Genomic DNA, 21,562 nt, shown 5'->3' on the forward strand with positions numbered 1-21,562 from the left:
GGTTGGAACTGAACTGATGACGAGCTTGGTGGAGAGGGAGAACATGACGGAGCAGTACAACAACATTCAGGTGGAACGGCGTGGGCGCGTGGGCTTGGTGACCCTGGACCGGCCGTCGGCGTTGAATGCGCTCAATACTGCCCTGATGAATGAACTCGTTGCCGCCGTGCGGGCCATGGATACGGATCCGGAAGTTGGGGCTGTGGTGATCACCGGCTCTGCCAAGGCTTTCGCGGCCGGTGCCGACATCAAGGAAATGTCGTCCAACAGCTACATGGAGATGTACGCGGCGGACTGGTTCCGGCACTGGGAGGACCTGACCCGTCTGCGGATCCCCGTGATCGCCGCGGTGTCAGGATTTGCCCTGGGAGGCGGGTGTGAGCTGGCGATGATGGCCGACTTCATCATCGCCGGTGACAACGCAAAATTCGGCCAGCCCGAAATCAACCTGGGCGTCATCCCCGGCATGGGTGGCTCGCAGCGTCTCACCCGGGCTGTGGGTAAATCCAAGGCCATGGACATGGTGCTCACCGGCCGGTTCATGGATGCTGAAGAGGCTGAGCGCGCCGGTCTGGTCTCCCGGATTGTGCCCGCGGCAGAGGTCATCGATGAAGCCGTCAAAGCCGCCGAGGTCATTGCGTCCAAGTCCAAGCCCGTGGCGATGATGGCCAAGGAAGCGGTCAACGCGGCCTTCGAAACCGGCCTGGCGCAGGGCGTGCTGTTTGAACGCAGGATCTTCCACTCGCTCTTCGCCACGGAGGACCAGAAGGAAGGCATGGCAGCGTTCAGCGAGAAGCGCCAGCCGGAGTTCAAGCACCGGTAACGCCTAGGGTTAGGCATGGGGGCCTAGCTCACTGTCAGGTCCTCACGGGTACGCTTCTGGATTTTTTTGCTTGCACGGTTCGCGAGAGCAATTAGTGCCAGGCCTGCAAGCGTGAGGGCGGCACAGGCAAAGAAGATCCCTCGTTGGCCCAAGATTGTCATTGACCCGATCGCGATAATGGGTCCTGAAACGATCGCCCCGAGTCTTCTGGTGTTCATGTAAAGCCCGGTGGATAACCCTGGTCTGGGGATCATGTCTTGAAAAAGAGTCATGCCAATCCCGGCGATGCCTGCGAATGACCAAGCATTGAAAATTTGGATGGCCAAGAGACCGATGGGCTCAGTAACCAGCATCAATGCTGAAAAGTAGGCTATCCCGGCGATGCAGCTGGTGGTGATCAGGCCGAGCGCGGAAAACCGTTCGCTTAGTCGGCCGCATAGCAGTAGAGCCGGGATCTCGAGTGCTGCGGCAACTCCGAGGGCGATGCCTGCCCAGATGACATCCAGCCCCAGGGTTTGGGGAACGAAGAGAGTCATGATTGTCATGGCCGTGGCGTTTGTGGCCTGCAGGAGTACGAACGCGAAAGTAACTGGTACAACCATCCGGAGCCCCACCGGAGTTTCCCCGGGGCCGGAAGACTGCGGTGTGGTTTGAGGGTCTGTGTCAGCGTTGGTGCTTGTTGCTGTGCGTTGCCGTATCAAGAGCGCTGTGGTGATGATGTTCAAGACGGCAATCGCGGCGACGGCCAAGAGGATGGCACGGGTGCCAAGCGAGCCGATGATGAAGGTCGCCAGCGGGGGACCGGCAACCCATGCCACGGAAACGATGGCGCGGGCATTGATGACATCGGAGGGCCGGCCACCGGAGTGGCGGAGATGCGCGAACAGCAGCGTGCTGCCGACCCCTGCTGGACCTCCCAGCACCACGAGGGCGACGGTGGCCATGGGCAGGGCCGTGACTGCCGACAGGACGCCCGCCAGCAGTATCGTCAGGCCGCCGCACACCAGCATTGGTACCAGGTAGTCCTTTGTCTTGTCGGCGCGTGCCGGTATCAGCAACGCCGCGAGGAACCCGCCTGCGTTATAGATCCCGAGGACCCATCCGAGGTCAGCTGTGGTGGCACCGTAGAGGTTGACGAGAATCAGCGCCAGAGCAGGACTCAGAAAGGCCAGCTGCAGGCCCCAGAGCAGCGCAGATCCGGGCAAGAGAAGTTTTTTCATTCGGTCCTCAGGGTGACTGTCGTTCCGCTGGCCGTGGGCTCTTGAGGAATTCGCGGACATCGTTCGTGTTGGCCATGGCTTTTAGGCTACGGCCGGGTGTGGTCCTCTAACAGGTACTGTCAGTACACCTCTCAACAGACACTCCCGCGATGTGTAGTTTTCACGCCTCAGGCCGGAACGGACGACGCGTCCTGGGCGGCACCAAAGAACGCCAGTTCCAGCCGGACGGCCTCGCGGAACGTCTCTGTGACGCGCGCGCGGATCTCCGGCGATTCGGGTTCGACGGCGTTGAACTCCTCCCGGAGCCACGTCACCCAGGCGTTGTACTCGGGATTGTTGTGGAGGCGGATCCATTCCGCGTGCTTCTGCGCGGCCGGCCACGAGGCAGGATCCCCGGCCCGTGCCGCCCAGTCTCCGTAAAGCCACTCGGCAACAATGAGGACTGCGAGGACGTCCGGGTAGGAGCGGCTGGTCAGGGCGGCGCGCATGAGGGCATCGAAGTCGCGGGTCACACGTCCGAGGGTCGGTGCGTTCCTGTCAGCCTCAGGGACGTCCAGTTCATCGAAGCAGTCCTGGAAGTAGGTGTTTTCATCCGAAGCGAAGGCTCCCAGGACCCGTGCGAACACCAAGCGTGAGGACAACGATGGTGCGGAGGCCACGGCCTGTCCCAGGAGCGCAGTGAACGCATCGCAAAACTGGTAATCCTGAACAAGGTAGCGCCGCAGTTCGTCGTCGGAAAGAGTCCCGGCGAGCAAGCCATCCACAAACGGATGGTTGATCGCTGCGTCCCAGTTGCTGATGCTGTCGTGCTTGAGTTCTTCGGCAAAGCCCACGTGTTTCCTCCTGGAGTTTCAGAACCGCACCCTAGCAGCCACCATCGGACTTCAGACAGTACGACGCCGGCCGGTCGGTCGGGTTGACTGGCCGGCCGGCGTCGTTGGTGTTTTGTGGGCGTCGTGCCTTCAGCAGGCCCTGGGACCCCTTCCCGCGTTCATCGGGTCCGGCCAGTTCCCGACGAAGTCGGGCCAATAGCCGATGCGTTGGCTGGCGGATGCCTTTGCGTTGTTGCGGGCGGGGGACTGGATCGTGCGAAGCATGGGTGCCTCCTGACTGATGAAATGACTGCGACGGTTGTCGCAGGTGGTGGTGCCTGCCGCTGCAGGGACCACCGAATCAGTCAGGGCGGGATCCGGGATCGAACGAAGGTTGCAAAGCTGGTCTTCGCTCCTGGTTCGTCACGGGTCCGTCCCGTGGCGGAGGAAGGTTGGAGAGGACATCCGGAACGTCGCAGGACCCGGTAGCGGGAGTGCTTGGGCCACGGGCTTCAGACGAGCCCGGAGCAGCTGGCGTCACCTCAGGGTGCAGGGGCGGCGCCGGAGCCGGGTTCACGGGCCCGGGCACTGCAGCGGGCGGAACCACCCCCGGGTCAAGCAACGAAAAGGGCGCGGGAAGCGTGATGCCTGCCAGTTCTCGCGCCCCAGGTTGCGGCTGGAGTACGACGGCGGGGGTCGGCAAAGCTTCGCTTGCCGGCACTGCTGCGTCCACCAGAGGCGTGGGTGCGGCCAGTGAAACAGCGCCGTCGACCAGAATTTGAGGGGCAGTGATCAACGCGGGCAGCTCAGGGAGCGCTGGAATCCCGGGAAGCGCTGGAACCTCCGGCAGGAGGGCCGGGATATCTTCCATCGCGGGAAGTTCGGGAAGCACGGCCTCGGGCGGCGCCTCCGGGAGGGACACTGCCGGGAGATCCGGAACGAGCGGCGCTGAAGGGATGGCCGGAGCGGGCGGCGCCTCAAGGGGCGCGGGGACTGCAGGCACGTCCGGAATGCCCGGCAGCTGATCAGGGGCGGAATCCACAGCGTCGGAGCTCGCGACGACCGGGGGCGCTTGCAGAGGCTGGGTTAGCGTCGTAAGGGGCGCCGGGGGTACAGAGGGAACGACATCCGTCGCAGCGGCCGGCGACCCCGCCAGCCACATCATCCATGCGGAGGAGCCCAGCGCAGCCAACAGCAGCCGGCGCAGAAGTACGCTGCGGCGTTGTTCCGGATCCTTGGCCATGCTCCACTCCCCATTGCGGCAATGGAATCTCAGGATACGCCCGGCGGGGTGCAGGGGTACAGCCGGGTCCGGATCTTCCACTCGCTCTTCGCCACCGAGGACCTGAGGATAGCGCCGAGGGGTTTGGTTAGGTTCCCGGCATGTGGATGGCCACGGCCGTTTCCTTCAGATCGGCGCCGGTGGCAGGGAGGGGGCCAGGGAGTTCTCCTTCGTGCCGTCCATGGGCGGTCGGGTCAGCCCGCGATCACCAAGGTTATATTGTCGGTGCTTGCTGCAAGAGTTAGGTCATGGAGCTAATCGCGGAGAGGCAAACGGGCGCAGAAGTGGCGCTTGGGCGCCCTCCAACGGCCATGGATTCCGTTCACTCCAGCAGTGGTTCAGCCAGCACCGTCAGCGCGGACCTCATCGAGCAGCTGCGTGTTTTGGAGGAGATGAAGTCGGCCATCTGCGGATTGCAGGCGCGGGTTGCTGTCGCTTTCGATCTTGCCCAGCGCGCCGAACAAGCCGAAGCCGGTGTCCCCGCTTCGGAGCGTGGCCAGGGCGTTGGTGCACAGGTTGCGTTGGCGCGTCGGGAGTCACCGAACCGAGGATCGCGACTGCTTGGTTTGGCGAAAGCCTTGGTCATGGAGATGCCGCGAACCTTGGCAGCGTTGAACTCCGGCCAGTTAAACGAATGGACGGCCACGCTGCTCGTCAAGGAGACAGCCTGCCTCAGCGTGGAGGATCGGGCCGCGGTGGATGAGGAACTCGCGCCGGACACCGGAACCTTCGAAGGCAAAGGTGACAAGGCAGTCATTGCGGCGGCCAAAGCTGCCGCGTACCGTCGGGATCCGCGGTCGGTCGTTGGACGGGCCAGCCGGGCTGCCTCCGAGCGGACCGTCAGCCTGCGACCGGCGCCGGACACGATGACCTACCTGACCGCCCTGCTACCTGTCGCCCAAGGAGTGGCGGTGTACGCCGCGCTGAACCGCGCTGCAGATTCGGCCCGTTCCACCGGGACTGTGGAGTCTGGCGGGGTTGTCCCCACCCGCGGTCAGATCATGGCTGACACGCTCGTTGAACGCGTCACCGGAACACCGGGCGGAATCTCAGGGATCAATCTGGACCTGGTTATGACCGACCGGACCCTGTTCCAGGGCGATAGCGAACCAGCACGCCTCAGCGGCTACGGAATCGTGCCTGCCGAGTGGGCCAGATCAGTGGTTGCCAAGGGGCAAGCAGAACAGGATCAACCTGAACAGAACCAGGACAATGAGCTCACTGTTTGGCTTCGTCGGCTCTATACCGCGCCGGCCACGGGAGAGCTCCTGGCCACTGATTCCAGGGCGCGGCTCTTTACTGGTCAGCTACGGCGGTTCATCGAAACCCGCGACGATACCTGCCGGACTCCCTATTGCGACGCGCCCATCAGGCACATCGACCACATTGTGCCCTGGCGTTCCGGGGGCAAAACCAACTTCGCAAACGATGCAGGACTCTGTGAGGCGTGCAATCACACTAAGGAACAGCCGGGTTGGACTAGCCGAGCTGTCCAGGCTGATGTCCACACCTTGGAAATCAGGACCCCCACCGGGCATAGCTACCAGTCAAAGGCCCCACACCTTCCCGGACACCGCCCCTCCAGAACGTAAAACGCTCGTTTAGCGTCTCACTCCTCCGTGAAGTCCCCAGCGTCCCGCCGGAAGGCGCCGAGTACGCGGATGAGGTGATCGACGTCGTCGTCCCTGAAGCCGGACTTGCCGAAAACCTCGGCGTTCAGCGCCGCCGTCGCCTTCTTTGCCACGGTGCGGCCTTCAGGAGTGAGCTCGATCAGTGTGGTGCGCCCGTCGGTGGGGTGCGGGGAGCGGGCAACGAGCGCGGCCTTTTCCAGGCGGTCGACGGCGTTGGTCACCGAGGTGGGATGCACCTGCAGGAGCGCACTGGCTTTGTTCATGGGCAGCGCGCCGCTGCGGGCGAAACTCAGCAGGGCCAGGAGTTCGTAGCGGGCGAAGGTGAGGCCGAAGGGCTTGAGCACCGTTTCGATGCGGGCCAGCAGGATCTGCTGTGTGCGCATGATGGCCGTGATGGCAGCCATGGGCGCCGCGACGTCACCCCAACCGTGCCGTTCCCAGTTGCGTTGGGCGTCGGCGATGGGATCGCGGGGGAGTGGGGTGCCCATGGGCCTCCTTGGTTGCTCGGGTGCCGGTTGTCCGGGGGCCTAGTCTTTCAGATTCGGGAACTCTTCTTCGGTATATTCCACGCCCAAACCTGAAGGCAGGGGGCCGTCGCCATGCCGCTGGACTTCAGATCCGCGGAGCTCGACGCGCCGGATCTTGCCCGAGATGGTCTTGGGCAGTTCGCCGAATTCGAGCCTCCGGATCCGCTTGAAGGGGGCCAGGTGTTGGCGGCAGTAGCGCAGGATGTCTTCGGCCACGCCAGGACCGGGTTCGTAACCTGCAGCCAGCACCACAAAGGCCTTCGGAACCGACAGCTTCACCGCGTCAGGCGAAGGTACGACGGCGGCCTCCGCCACTGCGGGGTGTTCGATCAGTACGCTTTCGAGCTCGAAAGGTGACAAGCGGTAATCCGAGGACTTGAAGACGTCGTCGTCACGGCCAACGTAGGTGATCACGCCGTCTGCGTCCCGGCTGGCCATGTCGCCTGTGTGGTAGTAGCCATTCCGGAAGGCATCGGCGGTTTTCGCCTCGTCGCCAAAGTAGCTCTTCATGAGCCCTACAGGCCGGGGGTCCAAGCGCAAGCAGAGTTCGCCGTCGTCGGCTTCTTCACCGGTGAGCGGGTCCACCAGGACGACGTCGTACCCGGGGAGCGGCCGCCCCATCGAGCCGATCTTCACCGGCTGCGCGGGCGTGTTGGCGATCTGTACCGTGGATTCGGTCTGGCCGAAACCGTCCCGGATTGTCACGCCCCAGGCTTCCTCCACTTGGCCGATGACCTCCGCGTTGAGCGGCTCTCCTGCCGAAACCACTTTCCGGGGAGGGCTGGTCAGTTGCTTCAGGTCAGCCTGGATGAGCATGCGCCACACGGTGGGCGGGGCGCAGAAGCTGGTGACGCCTTCGCGGCCCATCTGTGCCATGAGGGCGGCTGCGTCGAAGCGGTCGTAGTTGTAAATGAAGACGGTTGCCTCGGCGATCCACGGCGTGAAGACGTTGGACCACGCGTGCTTGGCCCAGCCCGGGGAAGCGACGTTCAGGTGCACGTCGCCCGGCTCCAGACCGATCCAGTACATGGTGGACAGGTGGCCCACGGGATAGGACGTGTGGGTGTGTTCCACCAGCTTGGCACGCGAGGTGGTGCCGGAGGTGAAGTACAGCAGGAGCGTCTCATCCGCGCGGGTGGGGGCGTCGGGCGTGAAGTCCGTGCCGGCGTCGTAAGAATCTGCGTAGTGTTTGGCGTCCGGGTTGGTGCGTTCCGCGCCCACCTCAAGCAGTTGGTAGTTACCCTCGACGGCGGCAAACTTGCCGATGTTGGCGCTGCCGACCGCCACCCAGGCCGCGCTGCCGCGCTCAACCCGGTCCTGCAGGTCCCGGGCGCCCATGAGCGTGGTGGTGGGGATCATGACGATGCCCAGCTTGATGCCGGCCAGCATGAGTTCCCACAGCTCCACCTGGTTGCCGAGCATGATGATCATGTGGTCGCCGCGTCGGACGCCTTGTTCCCGCAGCCAGTTGGCGAGCTGGGAGGACCGCTCAGAGAGTTCCTTGAACGTGCGCCGCGTGGAGCTGCCGTCCTGTTCGACGATCACGAGGGCGGGTTGCTCGCCCCTCTCCGGATCCGCTGCCAGCTGGTCGAACCAGTCGAGCGCAAAGTTGAACTCCTCGAAGCGTGGCCATTGGAATTCCTTGTGGGCCGTTGCGTAGTCCTCGCGCAGTTCCAGCAGCCTGTCACGGGCCGCACGGAAGTCCTCTGTGACTGTCATAGTCCGCCTTTCGCCTTCGGGTTGACCGGCACCATTGCCCTGGCATCCCGCCTAGTGATCCACATCACCTTGCAATATACTAGGACATCCAAGGGTTTGGAAGAGCCTCCCGGCACATGACGAAGGGGTCTAATGCTCGATCAAAAAGCTGCCGCCACCGTTACCAACGGTCCAGCGACGGAACGCGTCCTCCCTCCTTACCCGGAGGCGGACCTTATGCACGTGGTTGATCTGCTGCCCGAGGGTGAGCGCGGGCGGTATCTGCGGACGAGGGACTTCCTGCAGGCGCGGATCCGGAAAGACAGCATCGCCTACTGGAACAGGGAGGAATTCCCCTTCGGCTTGCTCGCGGAAATGGCCGAGCATGGGCTGGGTGGGCTGCAAACCGACGGCTCGTCCCAGCTGTTCAAGGGCCTGATGTACACCGAGGTGGCCCGCGCCGATGTCTCGCTTTCGGCTTTGGTGGGTATCCACAATGAACTCATCGTCGGCATGATCCACGAGCTCGGCTCCCCGGAGCAGAAGCGCAAGTGGCTCCCCGGCCTGGAGGCCTTCACGCAGCTGGGAGCCTTTGCGTTGACCGAACCGGACCACGGTTCCGACATCGCCGGAGGACTTTCGACGACGGCGCGGCGCGACGGTGGCGAGTGGGTCATCAACGGTGCCAAGCGCTGGATCGGAGCCGCCACGATTGCCGACTTCGCCCTGGTATGGGCCCGTGACCTCTCCGACGGCCATATCAAAGGCTTCATCGTGGAATCCGACCGCCCCGGCTACTCAGCGACGAAAATTTCGAACAAGATCGGCCTTCGCATCATGCAGAATGCCGACATCGTGCTGGACGAGGTCCGCATCCCGGCGTCGAATTTGCTGCCCGGCGCAACTGAGTTCTCCCGCGCCAATGACCTTCTGCGGGATTCCCGTGCGTGGGTTGGCTGGCAGGCTGCGGGCATCCAGTTGGCTGCCTTTGACATTGCCCGGGCCTACGCCTTGGAGCGTCGGCAGTTCGGCAGGGAACTCGCGCGGTTCCAGCTGGTGCAGCAACAGTTGGCCGATATCCTGGGCAACGCCAATGCGTCCTTGTCGATGATGGTTGAATTGGCGCGCATCCAGCAGGCAGGCAAGCTTGAGATGGTCCAGGCCGCCATGTGCAAGGCCACCACCACCCGCTTGGCGCGCTCCTCCGTGGCGATGGGCCGCTCCCTCCTTGGCGGAAACGGGATCACCACCGATTACGAGATGGGCAAGCTCTTCGGAGACGCCGAAATCCTCTACACGTATGAGGGCAGCTACGAGATCAATTCGATGATCGTGGCCAGGGCCGTGACGGGAAAGTCGGCGTTCGTCTAAGAGCTGGGTATGCCGATGGCCCGGCTGATGAGCGCGTCGAACTGACGGTCGGTCAGCAACCCTCGGGCCGCGATGAGCGGTTGGGCTCCGAACCCGACGGCGTAACGTGTCTTCGGTTTCGACGCCGTCACCGCCTTTGCGACGGCATCGGCGACGACCGACGGCGGAGAGTTGCGGTTGACGTTCGCCTCGGACCTCAGCGACTTGGCAACTGCGTGCGCCTGGGCGGCATAGGCGCCGTTTCCGGAGGTCTCTTCAACGAAGTCTGCCGCGATCCCGCCCCACTCCGTCGCGATGCCGCCGGGCTCGATGACAACGACGTCGATGCCGAAGGGCTTGACCTCCAGCCGAAGGCAGTCGCTCAGTGCTTCGAGGGCGAATTTGGTGCCGTGGTACCAGCCGCCCAATGGCGTGTAGATCTTTCCGCCCATGGACGTGATGTTCACAATGGTTCCCGAGCGTTGGGCGCGCATGTGGGGCAAGGCCAGCTGGGCCAGTCGCATGGCGCCGAAAACGTTCACCTCGAACTGGCGGCGACCTTCATCGATGTCGACGTCTTCCAAGGCGCCGTAGGAGCCGTAGCCGGCGTTGTTCACCAGGACATCGATCCGTCCGGTGTCGGCGATGATGTGGTCGATGCCGGCCCGCATGGAGTCGTCATCGGTGACGTCCATGGCCAACGTGCGGATGCCGTCGGCGGCCAGGCTCTGGAGGCGATCGGTGCGCCGTGCAGCGCCGTAAACGGTAAAACCCAGGGCTTGGAGTTTTCTGGCGGTAGCTTCCCCGATTCCGGAAGAAGCCCCTGTGACGAGCGCGGTTTTGGTAGTCATGGCTGTTCTCCTGCCGTAAGATGAATAGTGGTTCACTTAAAGCATGAACCAGCATTCACTTTCGTGCAAGTCGTGGCAGGAGAAACTTTTTGGTGACTAACCAGCGCCCCATGCGCGCCGACGCCATCCGGAATCGGGCGAAGATCCTTGAGGCCGCCCGGACGGAAATCGCGGAACACGGGCCTGACGTGGGGATGGAGGTTATCGCCGGTACTGCCGGTGTTGCCGTCGGTACTTTGTACCGGCATTTTCCGACGAAGACAGATCTCGTGGGTGCCGTGCTGGCTGAGTATGTCGAGCAAATAACTGTTGAGGCTGAGTCGGCCCGGGACCATGCCAGGGAAGGGGGCGGATCTCCTTTGGCGGTTTTGGTCTCGTTCCTGCGCGAGGTCATTCGGATTTCCGCGCTGAATGCCGCCGCGAAATCTGCGGCTCCTGCCCTCGGCGCGGCCGCGGACATTGACGAAACACGCGCGGCGGCGGCGTTGTCCGAGCTCATCGACATGGGCATAGCAGCCGGACAGGTCCGTCGGGATCTCAGTGTCACTGATATCTACATGCTCATTTCGGCGGCGCCCCTGGACCAGCCGGAGCCTGTACGCGAGCGATGGGCCGCGTTGGTTCTGCCATGCCTTACCGTCGACGCCGCACGATCTTTTCCTTAAATGGCTGAGGGCATCCCCGCGCCGGTAGTGCGTTGGCGGGAGGATGCCCTCAATGGTCGTGCCTGTACCCGAAGGGCCTTCGCTAGGAAATTCGGGCCGCAGACAGGGTGGAACCGGATGGCCCTGGTGCCGAGGTGCTGGGGTCGGCCGGTTCCGCGGTGGCGGACGGAGCAGGTGCTGCAGCGTGTTCGGCGAGTACTCCTGTGTTGTGCCTGATGCGCAGGCGGTAGAGCAGCGTGCCACCCACCACGACGGCGGCAACAAAGATCACGCCACCCCACTGCAGGTACCACTCGAACGGCGGGACGGAGTTGTAGATCTCCGGCCGTGGCCACACCAGGTTCAGTGTCATGGCTCCGCCCCAGAGGACCGCAAGGATGTTGATGGGCAGGCCCCACTTGCCAAGGCTGAATCCGGCTTCGGAGCCGTCGTCCTTCAGGGGCCACTTCTTGAGGAACCGGCGCCGCAGCATCGGTACCGTGACCAGCAGGTAGGAGAGGTAGATCAACACGATGCTGATGCTGGAGAGGATGGTGAAGATTGCAGGCTGGGAGATGTTGACGATGAGTGGAATGACAGCGACGACGCCGATGACGATTGCGGCCACCGTGGGCGTTTTCCGGGTGGGGTGCACTTTGCTGAGCTGGCGGCTGAAAGGAAGGTTGTTGTCCCTCGCCATGGCAAACATCATGCGGATGGCGGCCGCGTGGACGGCCAGGGTGCAGACGACGACGGCCACCACGATGCAGACCAGGAAGGCCTTGCCGAAGGGTCCGCCGAGTACGGAGAGCACGATGTACTGCAGCCCGCCGTCGGCAGCTCCGATTTTGGGATCGGACAGGTCCGGAGCGGCCAGGATTCCGCCCAGCAGGAGCAGGCCGCCCAGCAGGAAGGACGCTGTCACTGCACGCAGGATCGCCTTGGGAGCTGTGCGCTTGGGGTCCTTGGTTTCTTCCCCCAGAGAGCTTGCGGTGTCGAACCCGTACATGACGTAGCCGGAGGCCATGGCGGCGATGAGGAAGACGCCGAAGAAGCCGAGTGGGTGTCCTTCGCCGAAGCCTGCGGTATCCAGGAGGACTTCCGGTCCGCGCACTGCGTGCCAAATGAGTGCCACGATGAGCAGGACGGCCGCAACCAGTTCGACGAAAACGCCCACGCTGTTGATCATGGTCATGAGCTTCACGCCGAAAGCGTTGATGAGGGTGGAGATGGCGATCATGATGCTGGCCAGGATGACGCCGTTGACGGCGAAGTCGTATGGACCAGTTCCATCGCCAACCATTTGGAAGCCGCTCCAAATCTGCGGCAGGGTGATCTGGAGGGCCAGGGCCACGGAGCCCAGGGCCATGATGGAGGACAGCAGCAACAGCCATCCCGCCAGCCATGCCCACGTTCCCGTGGAGAGTCGCTTGGCCCAGTTGTAGACCGAACCGGCCACCGGGTAGCGTCCTGCGAGTTCCGCAAAACACAGCGCGACCATCAGCTGGCCGACAAAGACAATGGGCCAGGACCACGCATACGCAGGGCCGGCCGTGGAGAAGCCGAAGTAAAACAGTTGAAAAACGCCGGTGAGGATGGAGATGTAGCTGACGCCGGCCGCGAAGCTGGCAAACTTACCGATGCTGCGGTCGAGGGTTTGGGCATAGCCAAACTCGTCCATTCCGCTCGTATCGCTCTTGCTGGGTCCTGATTTGCTGGGTTCTGACATTCGAACTCCTAACTCAGACATGCACGAATGGTGATGACTTGCGGCCACCATTGGTCGCAGTCGAATCAAAAGGCCGGGCACCACGGTGTGCCTCCGGCTGTTTCCCCCGTTGATGTTGCGTGGCTGGCCGGGCGCTCGATGTAGTCGGCGCCCGGGCCAGGTCCGCCAGGCCAGCACCCTGTAGGTGTGGCGTGGGTCATGAAAAGCAGGTTAGTTCAGTTTGAACAGCCGTTCAAGAGTTTGCATGAACAAATGTTCAAAAGTTTCCGGTGTTACGGCTCAGGCAAGCGACAAGCTGAAGTCCGCATCCGCCGTCGTGGTCTCTTCCTGACGGCTGGCGCGGATGAGGTCAGCGCAACGCTCACCGATCATCATGACAGTGATGTTCGGGTTGACCGTGACGTGCTCCGGCATGACGGACGCATCGGCGACCCGCAGGCCGGTGACTCCCTTGACCCGCAACTCCGGATCCAAAGGCGACATCCCGTCGTCGAGCGCTCCCATCCGGACTGTTCCCACCGGGTGGTAGACCGTGTTGTGGGTTTTGCGGATGTACTCCCGCAGTTCTTCGTCCGTCTGGGCCTCGATGCCGGGGGAGAGCTCCCGGCCCGTCCACTCAGCCATGGCAGGTTGTGCGGCGATCTCGCGGGCCTTGCGGATGCCTGCCACCATGACGCGCATGTCGTGGCCCTCCGGATCCGTGAAGTAGCGCGGGTCCACCATGGGCTTGTCGCGGAAGTCGCGGCTGCGCAGGCGCACCGTGCCCCGGGAGCGGGCGTGCGTGACGTTCGGCGTGAGGCTGAAGCCGTTCTCGGTGGTGGGGTAGCCGTGCCGGAGCGTGTTCATGTCGAAGGGGACCGAGCCGTAGTGCATCATCAGGTCCGGGCGGTCCAGGCCGTCCTCGGTGGGGGTGAAGATGCCGATCTCCCACCACTGGGTGGATGACTGGACCATCGGCTGCTTGGCCTCGAACTGCACCACGCCCTCGGGGTGGTCCTGCAGGTTCTCACCCACGCCGGGTGAGTCGACAATCGCCTCGATGCCGTGCTCCGCGAGGTGGGCTGCCGGGCCGATGCCGGACAGCATGAGCAGCTTCGGCGAATCGATGGCGCCCGTGGAGAGGATGACCTCGTGGCGGGCGGACAGGCGGTGGGTGCGGCCGAAGGCCGAATCGACGACGTCGACGCCGGTGCAGCGTTTGTCGGCGTCGAACACCAGTTGGCGGGCCCTCAGGCCCGTCAGGAGCGTGAAGTTCGGGCGATCAACGATGGGGTGGATGTAGGACACCGAGCTGGAGGAACGGGTGCCGTCCGCGCGCCGGTTGATCTGGAAGAAGTTCGCGCCATTGACAACCGTGGTGCCCGTGTTGAACTTCGCCCGCGGAATGCCCGACTGTTCGCAGGCGTCCAGCAGTGCGACGCCGGCGGGGTCGGCCGGGGGCACGTTCATGAGGTGCACGGGACCCGAGTCGCCATGGTGCGGAGCGTCCGGGCCGGCGTCTTCGTTGGTCTCCAGACGCTTGTACAGCGGCCAGGCGGCATCGGCGTTCCATCCTGCTGCACCGTACTTTGATTCCCACTCGTCCAGGTCCTCACGGGGCGCCCAGAAGGCAATGCAGGAGTTGTGGCTGGAGCAGCCGCCCATGACTTTTGCGCGGGCGTGACGCATGAAGGAATTGCCGTTTTCCTGCGGTTCGATGGGGTAGTCCCAGTCGTAGCCGGATTCCAGCAGTTCCATCCAGCGGTCCAGCTGCAGGATTTCGGGCAGGTTGCGGTCATCCGGGCCTGCTTCAACGAGCGCGACCGTGACATCCGGATCCTCGCTCAACCGGGCGGCTACGGCTGCGCCCGCGGACCCGCCGCCAATGACGACGTAGTCGAAGGCGCGCTCGCCGAGGTCCTCAATGTTGTCGAAGTGCATCTAGTTCTCCTTGCCGTGGTCAGCGAACCAACCAGTGACCTGGGGGTTGGTGTTCTGGTAGATGTGCTTGGCTTCCTGGTACTCGGCCAGTCCTGTGGGGCCGAGCTCCCGGCCCACTCCCGATGCGCCGAACCCGCCCCACTCCGCCTGCGGGAGGTAGGGGTGGTAGTCGTTGATCCAGATGGTGCCGTGGCGGAGCCGGCCCGCCACGCGCTGTGCCTTGCCTGCGTCCTGGGTCCAGACAGCTCCGGCCAGGCCGTAGATGGTGTCGTTGGCAATGGCCACGGCTTCGTCCTCGGTGCTGAACGTTTCCACCGTCACCACCGGACCGAAGGCCTCGTCGGTGACCACGGACATCCCGCGGGTGACGCGGTCCAGGATGGTCGGCTGGTAGTAGAAGCCGGCGTCGTACTTTCCGCCTTCAGGTGCCGAACCGCCGGTCCGCAGTCGCGCGCCCTCGGCGATGCCGCGCTGGACGTACTCGTGGACCTTGGCGCGGTGCTCTGCGGAGATCAGCGGGCCGGTTTCGGCGTCCTCATCGAAGGGGCCGCCCAGGCGGATGGCTTCGGCGCGGCGGACCAGCTCATCGACGAAACGCTCGGCGATGGACTCCTCCACCACAAGGCGGGCACCTGCCGAGCAGACCTGGCCGGAGTGGAGGAAGGCGCCGTTGAGGGCGTTGTCGACGGCGGCATCGAAGTCGGCGTCGGCGAAGATAACGTTGGGGTTCTTGCCGCCCAGTTCCAGCGCCACCTTCTTGACGGTGGCGGCAGCGGCTGCCGCGATGCTCTTGCCGGTTTCCAGGCCGCCGGTGAAGGAGACGAGGTCGACGTCGGGATGTTCCGTGAGCGGTGCGCCCACCTTCCGGCCGGGGCCGGTGAGAAGGTTCGCGACGCCGTCGGGCAGGCCGAGATCCTTCAGGAGCTGCATCGCGAGGATGGCGGTGGATGGTGTCAGCTCGGCGGGTTTGAGGACGAAGGAGCAGCCTGCGGCCAGTGCGGGGGCGATCTTCCAGGCTGCCTGCAGCAGCGGGTAGTTCCACGGGGTGATGAGGCCGCAAACGCCAACGGGTTCGTAGACGATACGGCTGACGACGTCGGGGTTGCCGGCGTCGACGACGCGGCCCGGTTGCTGGCCTGCGAGCCTGCCGAAGTATTCGAAGCAGGCGGCGATGTCGTCGATGTCGATCCGGCTTTCGACGATGCGCTTGCCGGTGTCGAGGGATTCTGCGCGGGCGAACTTCTCGCGGCGTTCACGCAGCCCGGCGGCAACCTTGAGCAGGAACGCGCCACGCTCGGGCGCAGGCACCGAGGCCCATACGCCGGAGTCGAAGGCTGCGCGGGCAGCGGCGATGGCGCGTTCGGCGTCCTCTGGGCCGGCCTCGGACACTGTGGCGACCAGCTCGCCGTCGGCCGGGTTGTGGATGTGGCGGACCGTGCCGGACGCGGACGGCTCCCAGGAGCCGTTGATGAAAAGCGTGGCAGCGGAGTCGGAAAATGTGGCTTGGGTCATACGAAGCAGAGTAGTTCATCTTGAACATCTGTTCAAGGAAAATTATGAACAGATGTTCAAATCTCGCTTTATGTGGCGGACGTGTGGCACCCATCCCTGCTCCCGGCGGCTCCGAATCAGTTGCATGGAAAAGCTTGGATCCCGGACCAGAGGTACCCACAGCATGGCGGCGCTGGCAGGAGTGGTGTCGGCAGGCGTCGTGCTCGCCGTAGCGGAGCTGATCGGCGCGTTCTTTACTGCCAGGGCAACGCCCTTTTTTGCGCTGGGATCGACGTTCATCGACTTCACGCCGCCGTGGCTGAAGGACTTTGCGATCGCGACGTTCGGTACCAACGACAAAGCTGCCCTGTTTGTCGGGATGGGCGTGACGATCGCCGTTCTTGCCTGCGTACTGGGCATCGTGGCCTACCGCAAATGGGCTTTGGGCGTGCTGGGCGTGCTCTTCATGGGTGCGGTGATTGTGGCCTGCGTCCTGACCCGTGCCGGCGTGGGACCCCTCAACGCCATCCCGTCCATTTTGGGAACCCTTGCCGGCTTGTTCGTCCTGCGCCGCCTGATGGTTCCGTTGTGGGGGCTGAAGCCATGGCCTGAGGCTCCCGCCGATCAAGCGGCCGACGCCGGCGACCACCTCGGGAGCGCCGACGCCGGAACTGTTGGTACCAGCCGCCGTCGTTTTTTTGCTGCTGCCGGCATTACTGCGGTGGCCGCGGGAATCGCGGCAACTGGTGGGCGGCTGCTGAGTTCGGCGCGAAACAACGTGGCCCAGGCAAGGGATGCGCTCCGCTTGCCCTCCCCCGTGAAGGCGGCGGCCCCCGTACCGGCGGGCGTCCAGTCTCCTGTGCCGGGCGTCTTTCCCTGGCTGACGCCGAACAGCGAGTTCTACCGCATTGACACGGCCCTCAGCGTCCCCGAAATCAACGTCAACGACTGGGAACTGCGCGTGCACGGCATGGTTGAGCAGGAAGTCACCATGAACTTCCAGGACCTTCTCGACGCCGAGCTGATCGAGTCGCACGTGACCCTCACCTGCGTGTCCAACCCGGTGGGTGGAAAACTGGCGGGCAACGCCAAATGGCTCGGCCTGCCCATCCGGGAAGTCCTTGCCAAGGCCAAGCCGAAGGAGGGGGCCGACATGGTGCTCTCCAAGTCCATCGACGGCTTCAGCGCCTCCACGCCGCTTGAAGTCCTGCAGGATGACCGCGACGCCATGCTGGCAATCGGCATGAACGGTGAGCCGCTCCCTGTGGAGCACGGCTACCCAGTGCGCATGGTGGTTCCCGGGCTGTACGGGTTCGTCTCAGCCACCAAATGGGTGGTGGAACTCGAGGTCACCCGCTTCGCGGACGCCAAGGCCTACTGGACTGAACGCGGTTGGTCCGAACGCGGCCCCATCAAGACCATGGCGCGCGTGGATGTCCCGAAATCCTTCGCGAAGTTCCCTCCCGGGAAGGTTGCCGTCGGCGGCACCGCTTGGGCGCAAACGCGGGGCATCACCAAGGTGGAAGTCCAGATCGACGACGGCGAATGGATGGAAGCAACCCTCTCCGACGAAGCGTCCACCATCACGTGGCGCCAGTGGTCCTTTGAATGGGACGCCACGCCCGGCATCCACTACGTCAAGGCCAGGGCCACCGATGGCACCGGCGAAGTCCAAACGGAAAAGCGGGCCGATCCTGTGCCGGATGGTGCCTCGGGATGGCCGTCGGTGATGGTGACGGTGGAGTGAGTGCAGCGCGTCAGAGGCTGAGATGACGGATTGCGGACGTCCCGTCACTGTAGGTCACTTCAACGGGAACGGCTTGGCCGGAAGAATTGCTGATTTCAGCCCCGGGGAACCACAACGCGAACTGGCCTTTGGAGACGGTGGCCTTGACCCGTTCGCCGTCAGCCTTGGTGTAGGTGACGGCGGTGACTTCCGAGCCAACCTGGCCGGACGCCATGGACAGGGCGTTATCTGAAATGACTCCCGTCCCGAGTTGCGTGGCCCTGATGTCCTGGGCTGCGGGCGCCTGTCCAGCCTCGGAGTTTCCAACCGAGCCAAAGGACCCCTTCTTGAACCAGGGGGCGGTGGAATCGGTGGTGCAAGTGGCTGTAAAGCCTCCACTTCCAATCAGGACTATGGTCGTCCACGCGCCACGCCTCTCTGCAATCGCCACGTCCGCGCTTGCCAGCTCATCTTTGTACATGCCGCTGCCTACGCGTTGACTGGAGCGGGTGCAGTCGGAGACTGCATTGTCACGATCGGCGCCGGTCAGTTCTGCCGGAGCGGCCGTCCACGTGGCGAAGGCAGGATCTCCGCCGGAGAAAGCTGGTACGACGAGGAACCCGGCTGTGGCTGCCAGGGCCACGGCTCCCAGGATGACGGTTCGACGGCGACGGCTGGGGGCGGGTCTGGCATTCCCAGGGGCGGGGAGTTGTTGGTCAGTGGTAGCTGCCATGGGGTGGGTACGGAGGATCCGCTCCAGATCCTTTTGAGCACGGTTCATGGCAGGAGCTGGACTTTTCCCGGCTGCGTCCATGGATCTCAGAAGCGCGTCAAGGTTCCTGTTGCTGTTCATGGTGTGGAGGCCTTTCCAGGAGCTGCTGTTGGCACGGCAGACTTGTTCGGGGGAATGTGGTCCAGCAGCAGCCGCAGGGATCGCCTCGCACGGACCAGGCGGAGGCGGAAGGCGACTGGAGAAATCCCCACAACCGTTGCTGCTTGCGGCGCGGACAGGTTCTCGAAGATCGCGAGTCCCAGCGTTTCCTGGTGGACTTCGGAAAGAAGCGCCCAAGCCCTGCCCAAATCAACGCGACTGGTGACCAGATCGGCGTGGGACGGATAGTGGGGTACGTCAGTCGCGTCGGCCAAGCGGACGCCCAGAGCCAGGCGCCGTTGTTCTCCACGGCGGGCATTCAACATGAGGTTTCGAGTGATGCCAAAAACCCAGGCGCGGGCATCGTCCTCGTGCGGCGGCGCTTCGGAAAATCGCCGCCAGACAGTGAGGAACGCCTCGGCCACCACGTCCTCGGCTATTCCCGGTTCGCTGCGTCGCTGAACGAATTTCAACAAGTCCGAATACGCGGACTCGTACAGCGCCCGAAAGGCCTCTGCCCGGTCAGGGGCTCTCGAAAGGTAGTTCATAACCTGTACTTGTCCGCCAAGTATCCAAGTGTGTTGCAGAGGGCCTGAAATTTCTGACAAAGCCCTCTTGAACGGCCCGGGTGTGCCTTAGCGGTCTCCGTCCGGTGTCTGGCCAAACGCAATCTGTTCCGTACGGGCGATACCCCGCTCGATGGCTGCCTTGTCGATGCCGAGGAGGGTGGTGAGCCACATGCCGTTTTGCACGACCACGACGTCGGCCGCCCGATCCTTGCACTCTTCGGGCGAGAGCCCAGGGACGGCATTCCCGATCAGAGCCGCGAGTCCCTGAAGGTACCGGTCAAAGGCTGCGGCATTGATTTCTGCGAATTCCTCATTTGCCTGAGCCAGGGCCCACAAATGGAGGCGAAGGGAGAGGTACGGGGTGGTCAGGAGGCCGGGGTCGGCGACGCGCCGCAGGGATTCCCGGAGTCGTTCGTCGGGACCCATGGAGGGGGACGGCTCCACCAGCAGGAGGTCATGCTCTTCGATTTGGTGCAGCACCGCGCGGATCAGGCTGGGTTTGTCTTCGTAGTAGTAGTTCACGAGCCCCAGTGCAACGCCGGCTTCGCGGGCCACTGCACGCATATTGATGCCCGAGATTCCGTGGCGGGACAGAAGTTCCAGGGCCGCTTCGAGAATGCGTGTTTGCCTGTCAGCCTGTTCGCCGGTTTTAGCGGTGCTTGTACCCATTTGGCCAGACTATTGCCAAACCAAGGCCAGCGCATCTTGGCTGCCTAGAGGTTTCCTTCCGCGTAGATCCTCAGGGCGTCGCGCACAAAGGTGGCCCCTGACTTCCCGCCGTAATTCGCGGCGAAGCGTGGGTCCGCCACGTACATGTCGCCGAGTCCCGTGACGTAACCTTTGACGTCTCCGCCAGGTGCCGCCGTCGGCGTTCCCGGGATGCCGCGGAGCCACTCGACGTGACGTTTCGCGAGGTCTTGCGCCTCGGCGCTGTCAGGGGCGGCGCCGGATTCTGCGGCCGCGATCCAGTCGGCGCCCAGCTTCTGGACGCGTTCCTTCCATTGCTGCTTTTCATCGGCGCTCATGCCGCGCCACCAGGAGTCGCCGGCGGCGTAGGCGTCCTTGCCCCAGCGCTCCTCGACCTCGTCCTTGTACTGCGTGTGGTCGAAGCCATCGAACATGTCCTGTGCCATGTACTTTCCATCCCCTTGCATTGTGTCGATTGTTTGCCGAACAGAGGCGATTTGCCGGGCCAGCCGGTCCTGTTCATGCGCAAGCCACTCCAAGTGGCTTTTCAGGGCTTTGACGGTGTCGGTCTCGCGGTGGAGCACCTCGGCGATTGCCGGGAGGCCGAGCCCCAGTTCGCGGAGCAGGAGGATGCGCTGGAGCTGAACCAGTGCCGGACCGTCATAGTAGCGATAGCCGTTATGACCGGTCCGGCTCGGTTTGAGCAGCCCAATGTCGTCATAGTGACGCAGTGTGCGGCTGGTGGTTCCCGCGATCCTTGCGATTTCCTGGATTGACCAGTCCATCCGTCCTCCGTCCCTTTGCTTGTTCTTCGACAGTAAAGGTTGACGTTACGTCAAGGTCAAGGGGAAGGCGGGAGCCATTAGTCGGCCAGGATCAGGTAGAGAGCGCGGCGTGTCTCGTCGAGCTTCTCGATGGCGGCCCGGCGTTGTTCGTCGGTTGCCGCGCCACGGAACTGGTGGATCACGCCCATCAGCTTGCCGATGCTTTGGTGGAATTCCTGCATGTTTCCGTCAGCCTCGGTGTTCCAGGCGTTGGCGAGTTCCTCTTCATGCTCAGCTACGTAGGCGCGGCCGTCGTCGGTCAGTGTGAATTCCGTGCGACGTCCTTCTCCCACGGCTGTGATGAGTTCTTCATCAACCAGCTGCTGCAGGGTGGGGTAAACGGATCCGGGGCTGGGCCGCCATGCGCCGGAGGTCTTCTCCGCGATGGTCTTGATCAGTCCATAGCCGTTTGATGGAGCTTCGGCGAGCAGCGAGAGGATCGCCGCGCGGACATCGCCGCGGTTGCGGCGCGGGCCGCCGGGGCCGAAGCCGCGGGGGCCGAATCCGCCAGGGCCAAAGCCGCCGGGGCCGAATCCCGGGCCGAAGCCTGGGCCGCGGCCCGGTCCGAACCCGCCATGTCCGCCGGGACCACGACGACCTTTGCCTCGGTTGAAGCGACCGTGAGCGTGGGGTCCTTCGCTGTGTTCCGGGAAGGGATGTTCTTCGTGATTGTGGATGCCTTTCATAACAGCATCGTCCTTTCGATAGTTTTCACCAATGGAGTATCGGCGATACTTAACGATATATCGGTGAATATCGAAGCGTCAAGGGGATGTGAGTGAGGGTTGGGTGGTAGGGGGTGGGGTGTGAGTGAGGGTTAAAGGACGACGGCGGGTGCGGACTTATCGCTAAGTCCGCACCCGCCGTCGTTAAAAAGCAACGCGGGGTGACGTATTGCCCATGTTTG

The 21,562-nt window shown here is 63.7% G+C and carries 19 protein-coding genes; 5 read left to right on the forward strand and 14 right to left on the reverse strand.

Features of this window, described 5'->3' with window-relative positions; all coding sequences use genetic code 11:
- Positions 1-43: 43 nt before the first annotated feature.
- The gene (locus PQ627_RS06465) at positions 44-823 is read left to right on the forward strand and encodes an enoyl-CoA hydratase (protein ID WP_274259420.1); all 780 of its coding nucleotides are present in this window, start codon (positions 44-46) and stop codon (positions 821-823) included.
- Positions 824-846: 23 nt separating this feature from the next.
- On the opposite strand, the gene PQ627_RS06470 is transcribed toward PQ627_RS06465, so the two are convergent.
- The 3 genes from PQ627_RS06470 to PQ627_RS06480 all read right to left on the reverse strand — a co-directional run bounded on the left by PQ627_RS06470 (position 847) and on the right by PQ627_RS06480 (position 4,098).
- Complete coding sequence (locus tag PQ627_RS06470; RefSeq protein ID WP_274259421.1) at positions 847-2,043, reverse strand: MFS transporter; 1,197 nt, start codon at positions 2,041-2,043, stop codon at positions 847-849.
- 167 nt (positions 2,044-2,210) lie between these two features.
- Positions 2,211-2,876 (reverse strand): TenA family protein, encoded by a 666-nt coding sequence (locus tag PQ627_RS06475; RefSeq protein WP_274259422.1) that lies wholly within the window; start codon positions 2,874-2,876, stop codon positions 2,211-2,213.
- A 340-nt stretch (positions 2,877-3,216) separates the two neighbouring features.
- Positions 3,217-4,098 carry a hypothetical protein gene (locus PQ627_RS06480; RefSeq protein ID WP_274259423.1) on the reverse strand — a complete coding sequence of 294 codons (882 nt, stop codon included), beginning with the start codon at positions 4,096-4,098 and terminating at the stop codon, positions 3,217-3,219.
- 287 nt (positions 4,099-4,385) lie between these two features.
- Here PQ627_RS06480 and PQ627_RS06485 point away from each other — a divergent pair, with 287 nt between their 5' ends.
- Positions 4,386-5,729, forward strand: coding sequence for an HNH endonuclease (locus tag PQ627_RS06485; RefSeq protein WP_443192742.1), 1,344 nt, complete (start codon positions 4,386-4,388; stop codon positions 5,727-5,729).
- Positions 5,730-5,746: 17 nt separating this feature from the next.
- Here the strand turns inward: PQ627_RS06485 and PQ627_RS06490 are convergent, their stop codons facing one another.
- Both PQ627_RS06490 and PQ627_RS06495 read right to left on the reverse strand, forming a co-directional pair.
- Positions 5,747-6,256 (reverse strand): MarR family winged helix-turn-helix transcriptional regulator, encoded by a 510-nt coding sequence (locus PQ627_RS06490; RefSeq protein ID WP_274259424.1) that lies wholly within the window; start codon positions 6,254-6,256, stop codon positions 5,747-5,749.
- A 39-nt stretch (positions 6,257-6,295) separates the two neighbouring features.
- Positions 6,296-8,014, reverse strand: a complete 1,719-nt coding sequence (locus PQ627_RS06495) for an AMP-binding protein (RefSeq protein ID WP_274259426.1) — start codon at positions 8,012-8,014, stop codon at positions 6,296-6,298.
- Between the two features lie 132 nt (positions 8,015-8,146).
- Between PQ627_RS06495 and PQ627_RS06500 the strand changes: the two genes are divergently transcribed.
- The gene (locus tag PQ627_RS06500) at positions 8,147-9,364 is read left to right on the forward strand and encodes an acyl-CoA dehydrogenase family protein (protein ID WP_274259428.1); all 1,218 of its coding nucleotides are present in this window, start codon (positions 8,147-8,149) and stop codon (positions 9,362-9,364) included.
- Here the strand turns inward: PQ627_RS06500 and PQ627_RS06505 are convergent.
- Positions 9,361-10,194 carry an oxidoreductase gene (locus PQ627_RS06505; RefSeq protein WP_144661851.1) on the reverse strand — a complete coding sequence of 278 codons (834 nt, stop codon included), beginning with the start codon at positions 10,192-10,194 and terminating at the stop codon, positions 9,361-9,363. The two genes, PQ627_RS06500 and PQ627_RS06505, sit on opposite strands and share 4 nt — an antisense overlap.
- A gap of 92 nt (positions 10,195-10,286) precedes the next feature.
- Between PQ627_RS06505 and PQ627_RS06510 the strand changes: the two genes are divergently transcribed.
- Positions 10,287-10,859 (forward strand): TetR/AcrR family transcriptional regulator, encoded by a 573-nt coding sequence (locus PQ627_RS06510; RefSeq protein ID WP_144661852.1) that lies wholly within the window; start codon positions 10,287-10,289, stop codon positions 10,857-10,859.
- Between the two features lie 82 nt (positions 10,860-10,941).
- Here PQ627_RS06510 and PQ627_RS06515 read toward each other — a convergent pair whose 3' ends face one another.
- From PQ627_RS06515 to PQ627_RS06525, 3 genes are all read right to left on the reverse strand, one after another.
- Positions 10,942-12,567, reverse strand: coding sequence for an APC family permease (locus PQ627_RS06515; protein WP_274259429.1), 1,626 nt, complete (start codon positions 12,565-12,567; stop codon positions 10,942-10,944).
- 279 nt (positions 12,568-12,846) lie between these two features.
- Positions 12,847-14,487, reverse strand: a complete 1,641-nt coding sequence (locus PQ627_RS06520; protein WP_274259430.1) for a GMC family oxidoreductase — start codon at positions 14,485-14,487, stop codon at positions 12,847-12,849.
- Positions 14,488-15,999, reverse strand: a complete 1,512-nt coding sequence (locus PQ627_RS06525) for an aldehyde dehydrogenase family protein (RefSeq protein ID WP_274259431.1) — start codon at positions 15,997-15,999, stop codon at positions 14,488-14,490.
- Between the two features lie 124 nt (positions 16,000-16,123).
- Between PQ627_RS06525 and PQ627_RS06530 the strand changes: the two genes are divergently transcribed.
- Entirely contained in the window at positions 16,124-17,725 is a 1,602-nt protein-coding gene (locus PQ627_RS06530) for a molybdopterin-dependent oxidoreductase (RefSeq protein WP_274259432.1), read from the forward strand.
- Positions 17,726-17,735: 10 nt separating this feature from the next.
- On the opposite strand, the gene PQ627_RS06535 is transcribed toward PQ627_RS06530, so the two are convergent.
- From PQ627_RS06535 to PQ627_RS06555, 5 genes are all read right to left on the reverse strand, one after another.
- Positions 17,736-18,485: a hypothetical protein gene (locus tag PQ627_RS06535; RefSeq protein ID WP_274259433.1), complete on the reverse strand. Its 750-nt coding sequence runs from the start codon at positions 18,483-18,485 to the stop codon at positions 17,736-17,738.
- A gap of 68 nt (positions 18,486-18,553) precedes the next feature.
- Positions 18,554-19,123 (reverse strand): RNA polymerase sigma factor, encoded by a 570-nt coding sequence (locus PQ627_RS06540; RefSeq protein ID WP_274259434.1) that lies wholly within the window; start codon positions 19,121-19,123, stop codon positions 18,554-18,556.
- 87 nt (positions 19,124-19,210) lie between these two features.
- A complete protein-coding gene (locus PQ627_RS06545; RefSeq protein WP_274259435.1) occupies positions 19,211-19,813 on the reverse strand; it encodes a TetR/AcrR family transcriptional regulator in 603 nt (200 codons plus the stop codon).
- A 44-nt stretch (positions 19,814-19,857) separates the two neighbouring features.
- The gene (locus PQ627_RS06550) at positions 19,858-20,616 is read right to left on the reverse strand and encodes a MerR family transcriptional regulator (RefSeq protein ID WP_274259436.1); all 759 of its coding nucleotides are present in this window, start codon (positions 20,614-20,616) and stop codon (positions 19,858-19,860) included.
- A 77-nt stretch (positions 20,617-20,693) separates the two neighbouring features.
- Positions 20,694-21,341, reverse strand: a complete 648-nt coding sequence (locus PQ627_RS06555) for a PadR family transcriptional regulator (RefSeq protein ID WP_144661859.1) — start codon at positions 21,339-21,341, stop codon at positions 20,694-20,696.
- Positions 21,342-21,562: the final 221 nt, after the last annotated feature.

It is taken from the genome of Paenarthrobacter sp. AB444, assembly GCF_028736865.1.
Taxonomy (GTDB): domain Bacteria; phylum Actinomycetota; class Actinomycetes; order Actinomycetales; family Micrococcaceae; genus Arthrobacter; species Arthrobacter nicotinovorans_B.

Excerpts from the sequence above, each read along its gene's own strand:
- PQ627_RS06465 (WP_274259420.1), top strand. The coding sequence starts at position 44 with ATGACGGAGCAGTACAACAACATTCAGGTGGAACGGCGTGGGCGCGTG.
- PQ627_RS06470 (WP_274259421.1), bottom strand. The coding sequence starts at position 2,043 with ATGAAAAAACTTCTCTTGCCCGGATCTGCGCTGCTCTGGGGCCTGCAG.
- PQ627_RS06480 (WP_274259423.1), bottom strand. The coding sequence starts at position 4,098 with ATGGCCAAGGATCCGGAACAACGCCGCAGCGTACTTCTGCGCCGGCTG.
- PQ627_RS06485 (WP_443192742.1), top strand. The coding sequence starts at position 4,386 with ATGGAGCTAATCGCGGAGAGGCAAACGGGCGCAGAAGTGGCGCTTGGG.
- PQ627_RS06490 (WP_274259424.1), bottom strand. The coding sequence starts at position 6,256 with ATGGGCACCCCACTCCCCCGCGATCCCATCGCCGACGCCCAACGCAAC.
- PQ627_RS06495 (WP_274259426.1), bottom strand. The coding sequence starts at position 8,014 with ATGACAGTCACAGAGGACTTCCGTGCGGCCCGTGACAGGCTGCTGGAA.
- PQ627_RS06500 (WP_274259428.1), top strand. The coding sequence starts at position 8,147 with ATGCTCGATCAAAAAGCTGCCGCCACCGTTACCAACGGTCCAGCGACG.
- PQ627_RS06505 (WP_144661851.1), bottom strand. The coding sequence starts at position 10,194 with ATGACTACCAAAACCGCGCTCGTCACAGGGGCTTCTTCCGGAATCGGG.
- PQ627_RS06515 (WP_274259429.1), bottom strand. The coding sequence starts at position 12,567 with ATGTCAGAACCCAGCAAATCAGGACCCAGCAAGAGCGATACGAGCGGA.
- PQ627_RS06520 (WP_274259430.1), bottom strand. The coding sequence starts at position 14,487 with ATGCACTTCGACAACATTGAGGACCTCGGCGAGCGCGCCTTCGACTAC.
- PQ627_RS06525 (WP_274259431.1), bottom strand. The coding sequence starts at position 15,999 with ATGACCCAAGCCACATTTTCCGACTCCGCTGCCACGCTTTTCATCAAC.
- PQ627_RS06530 (WP_274259432.1), top strand. The coding sequence starts at position 16,124 with ATGGAAAAGCTTGGATCCCGGACCAGAGGTACCCACAGCATGGCGGCG.
- PQ627_RS06535 (WP_274259433.1), bottom strand. The coding sequence starts at position 18,485 with ATGAACCGTGCTCAAAAGGATCTGGAGCGGATCCTCCGTACCCACCCC.
- PQ627_RS06540 (WP_274259434.1), bottom strand. The coding sequence starts at position 19,123 with ATGAACTACCTTTCGAGAGCCCCTGACCGGGCAGAGGCCTTTCGGGCG.
- PQ627_RS06545 (WP_274259435.1), bottom strand. The coding sequence starts at position 19,813 with ATGGGTACAAGCACCGCTAAAACCGGCGAACAGGCTGACAGGCAAACA.
- PQ627_RS06550 (WP_274259436.1), bottom strand. The coding sequence starts at position 20,616 with ATGGACTGGTCAATCCAGGAAATCGCAAGGATCGCGGGAACCACCAGC.
- PQ627_RS06555 (WP_144661859.1), bottom strand. The coding sequence starts at position 21,341 with ATGAAAGGCATCCACAATCACGAAGAACATCCCTTCCCGGAACACAGC.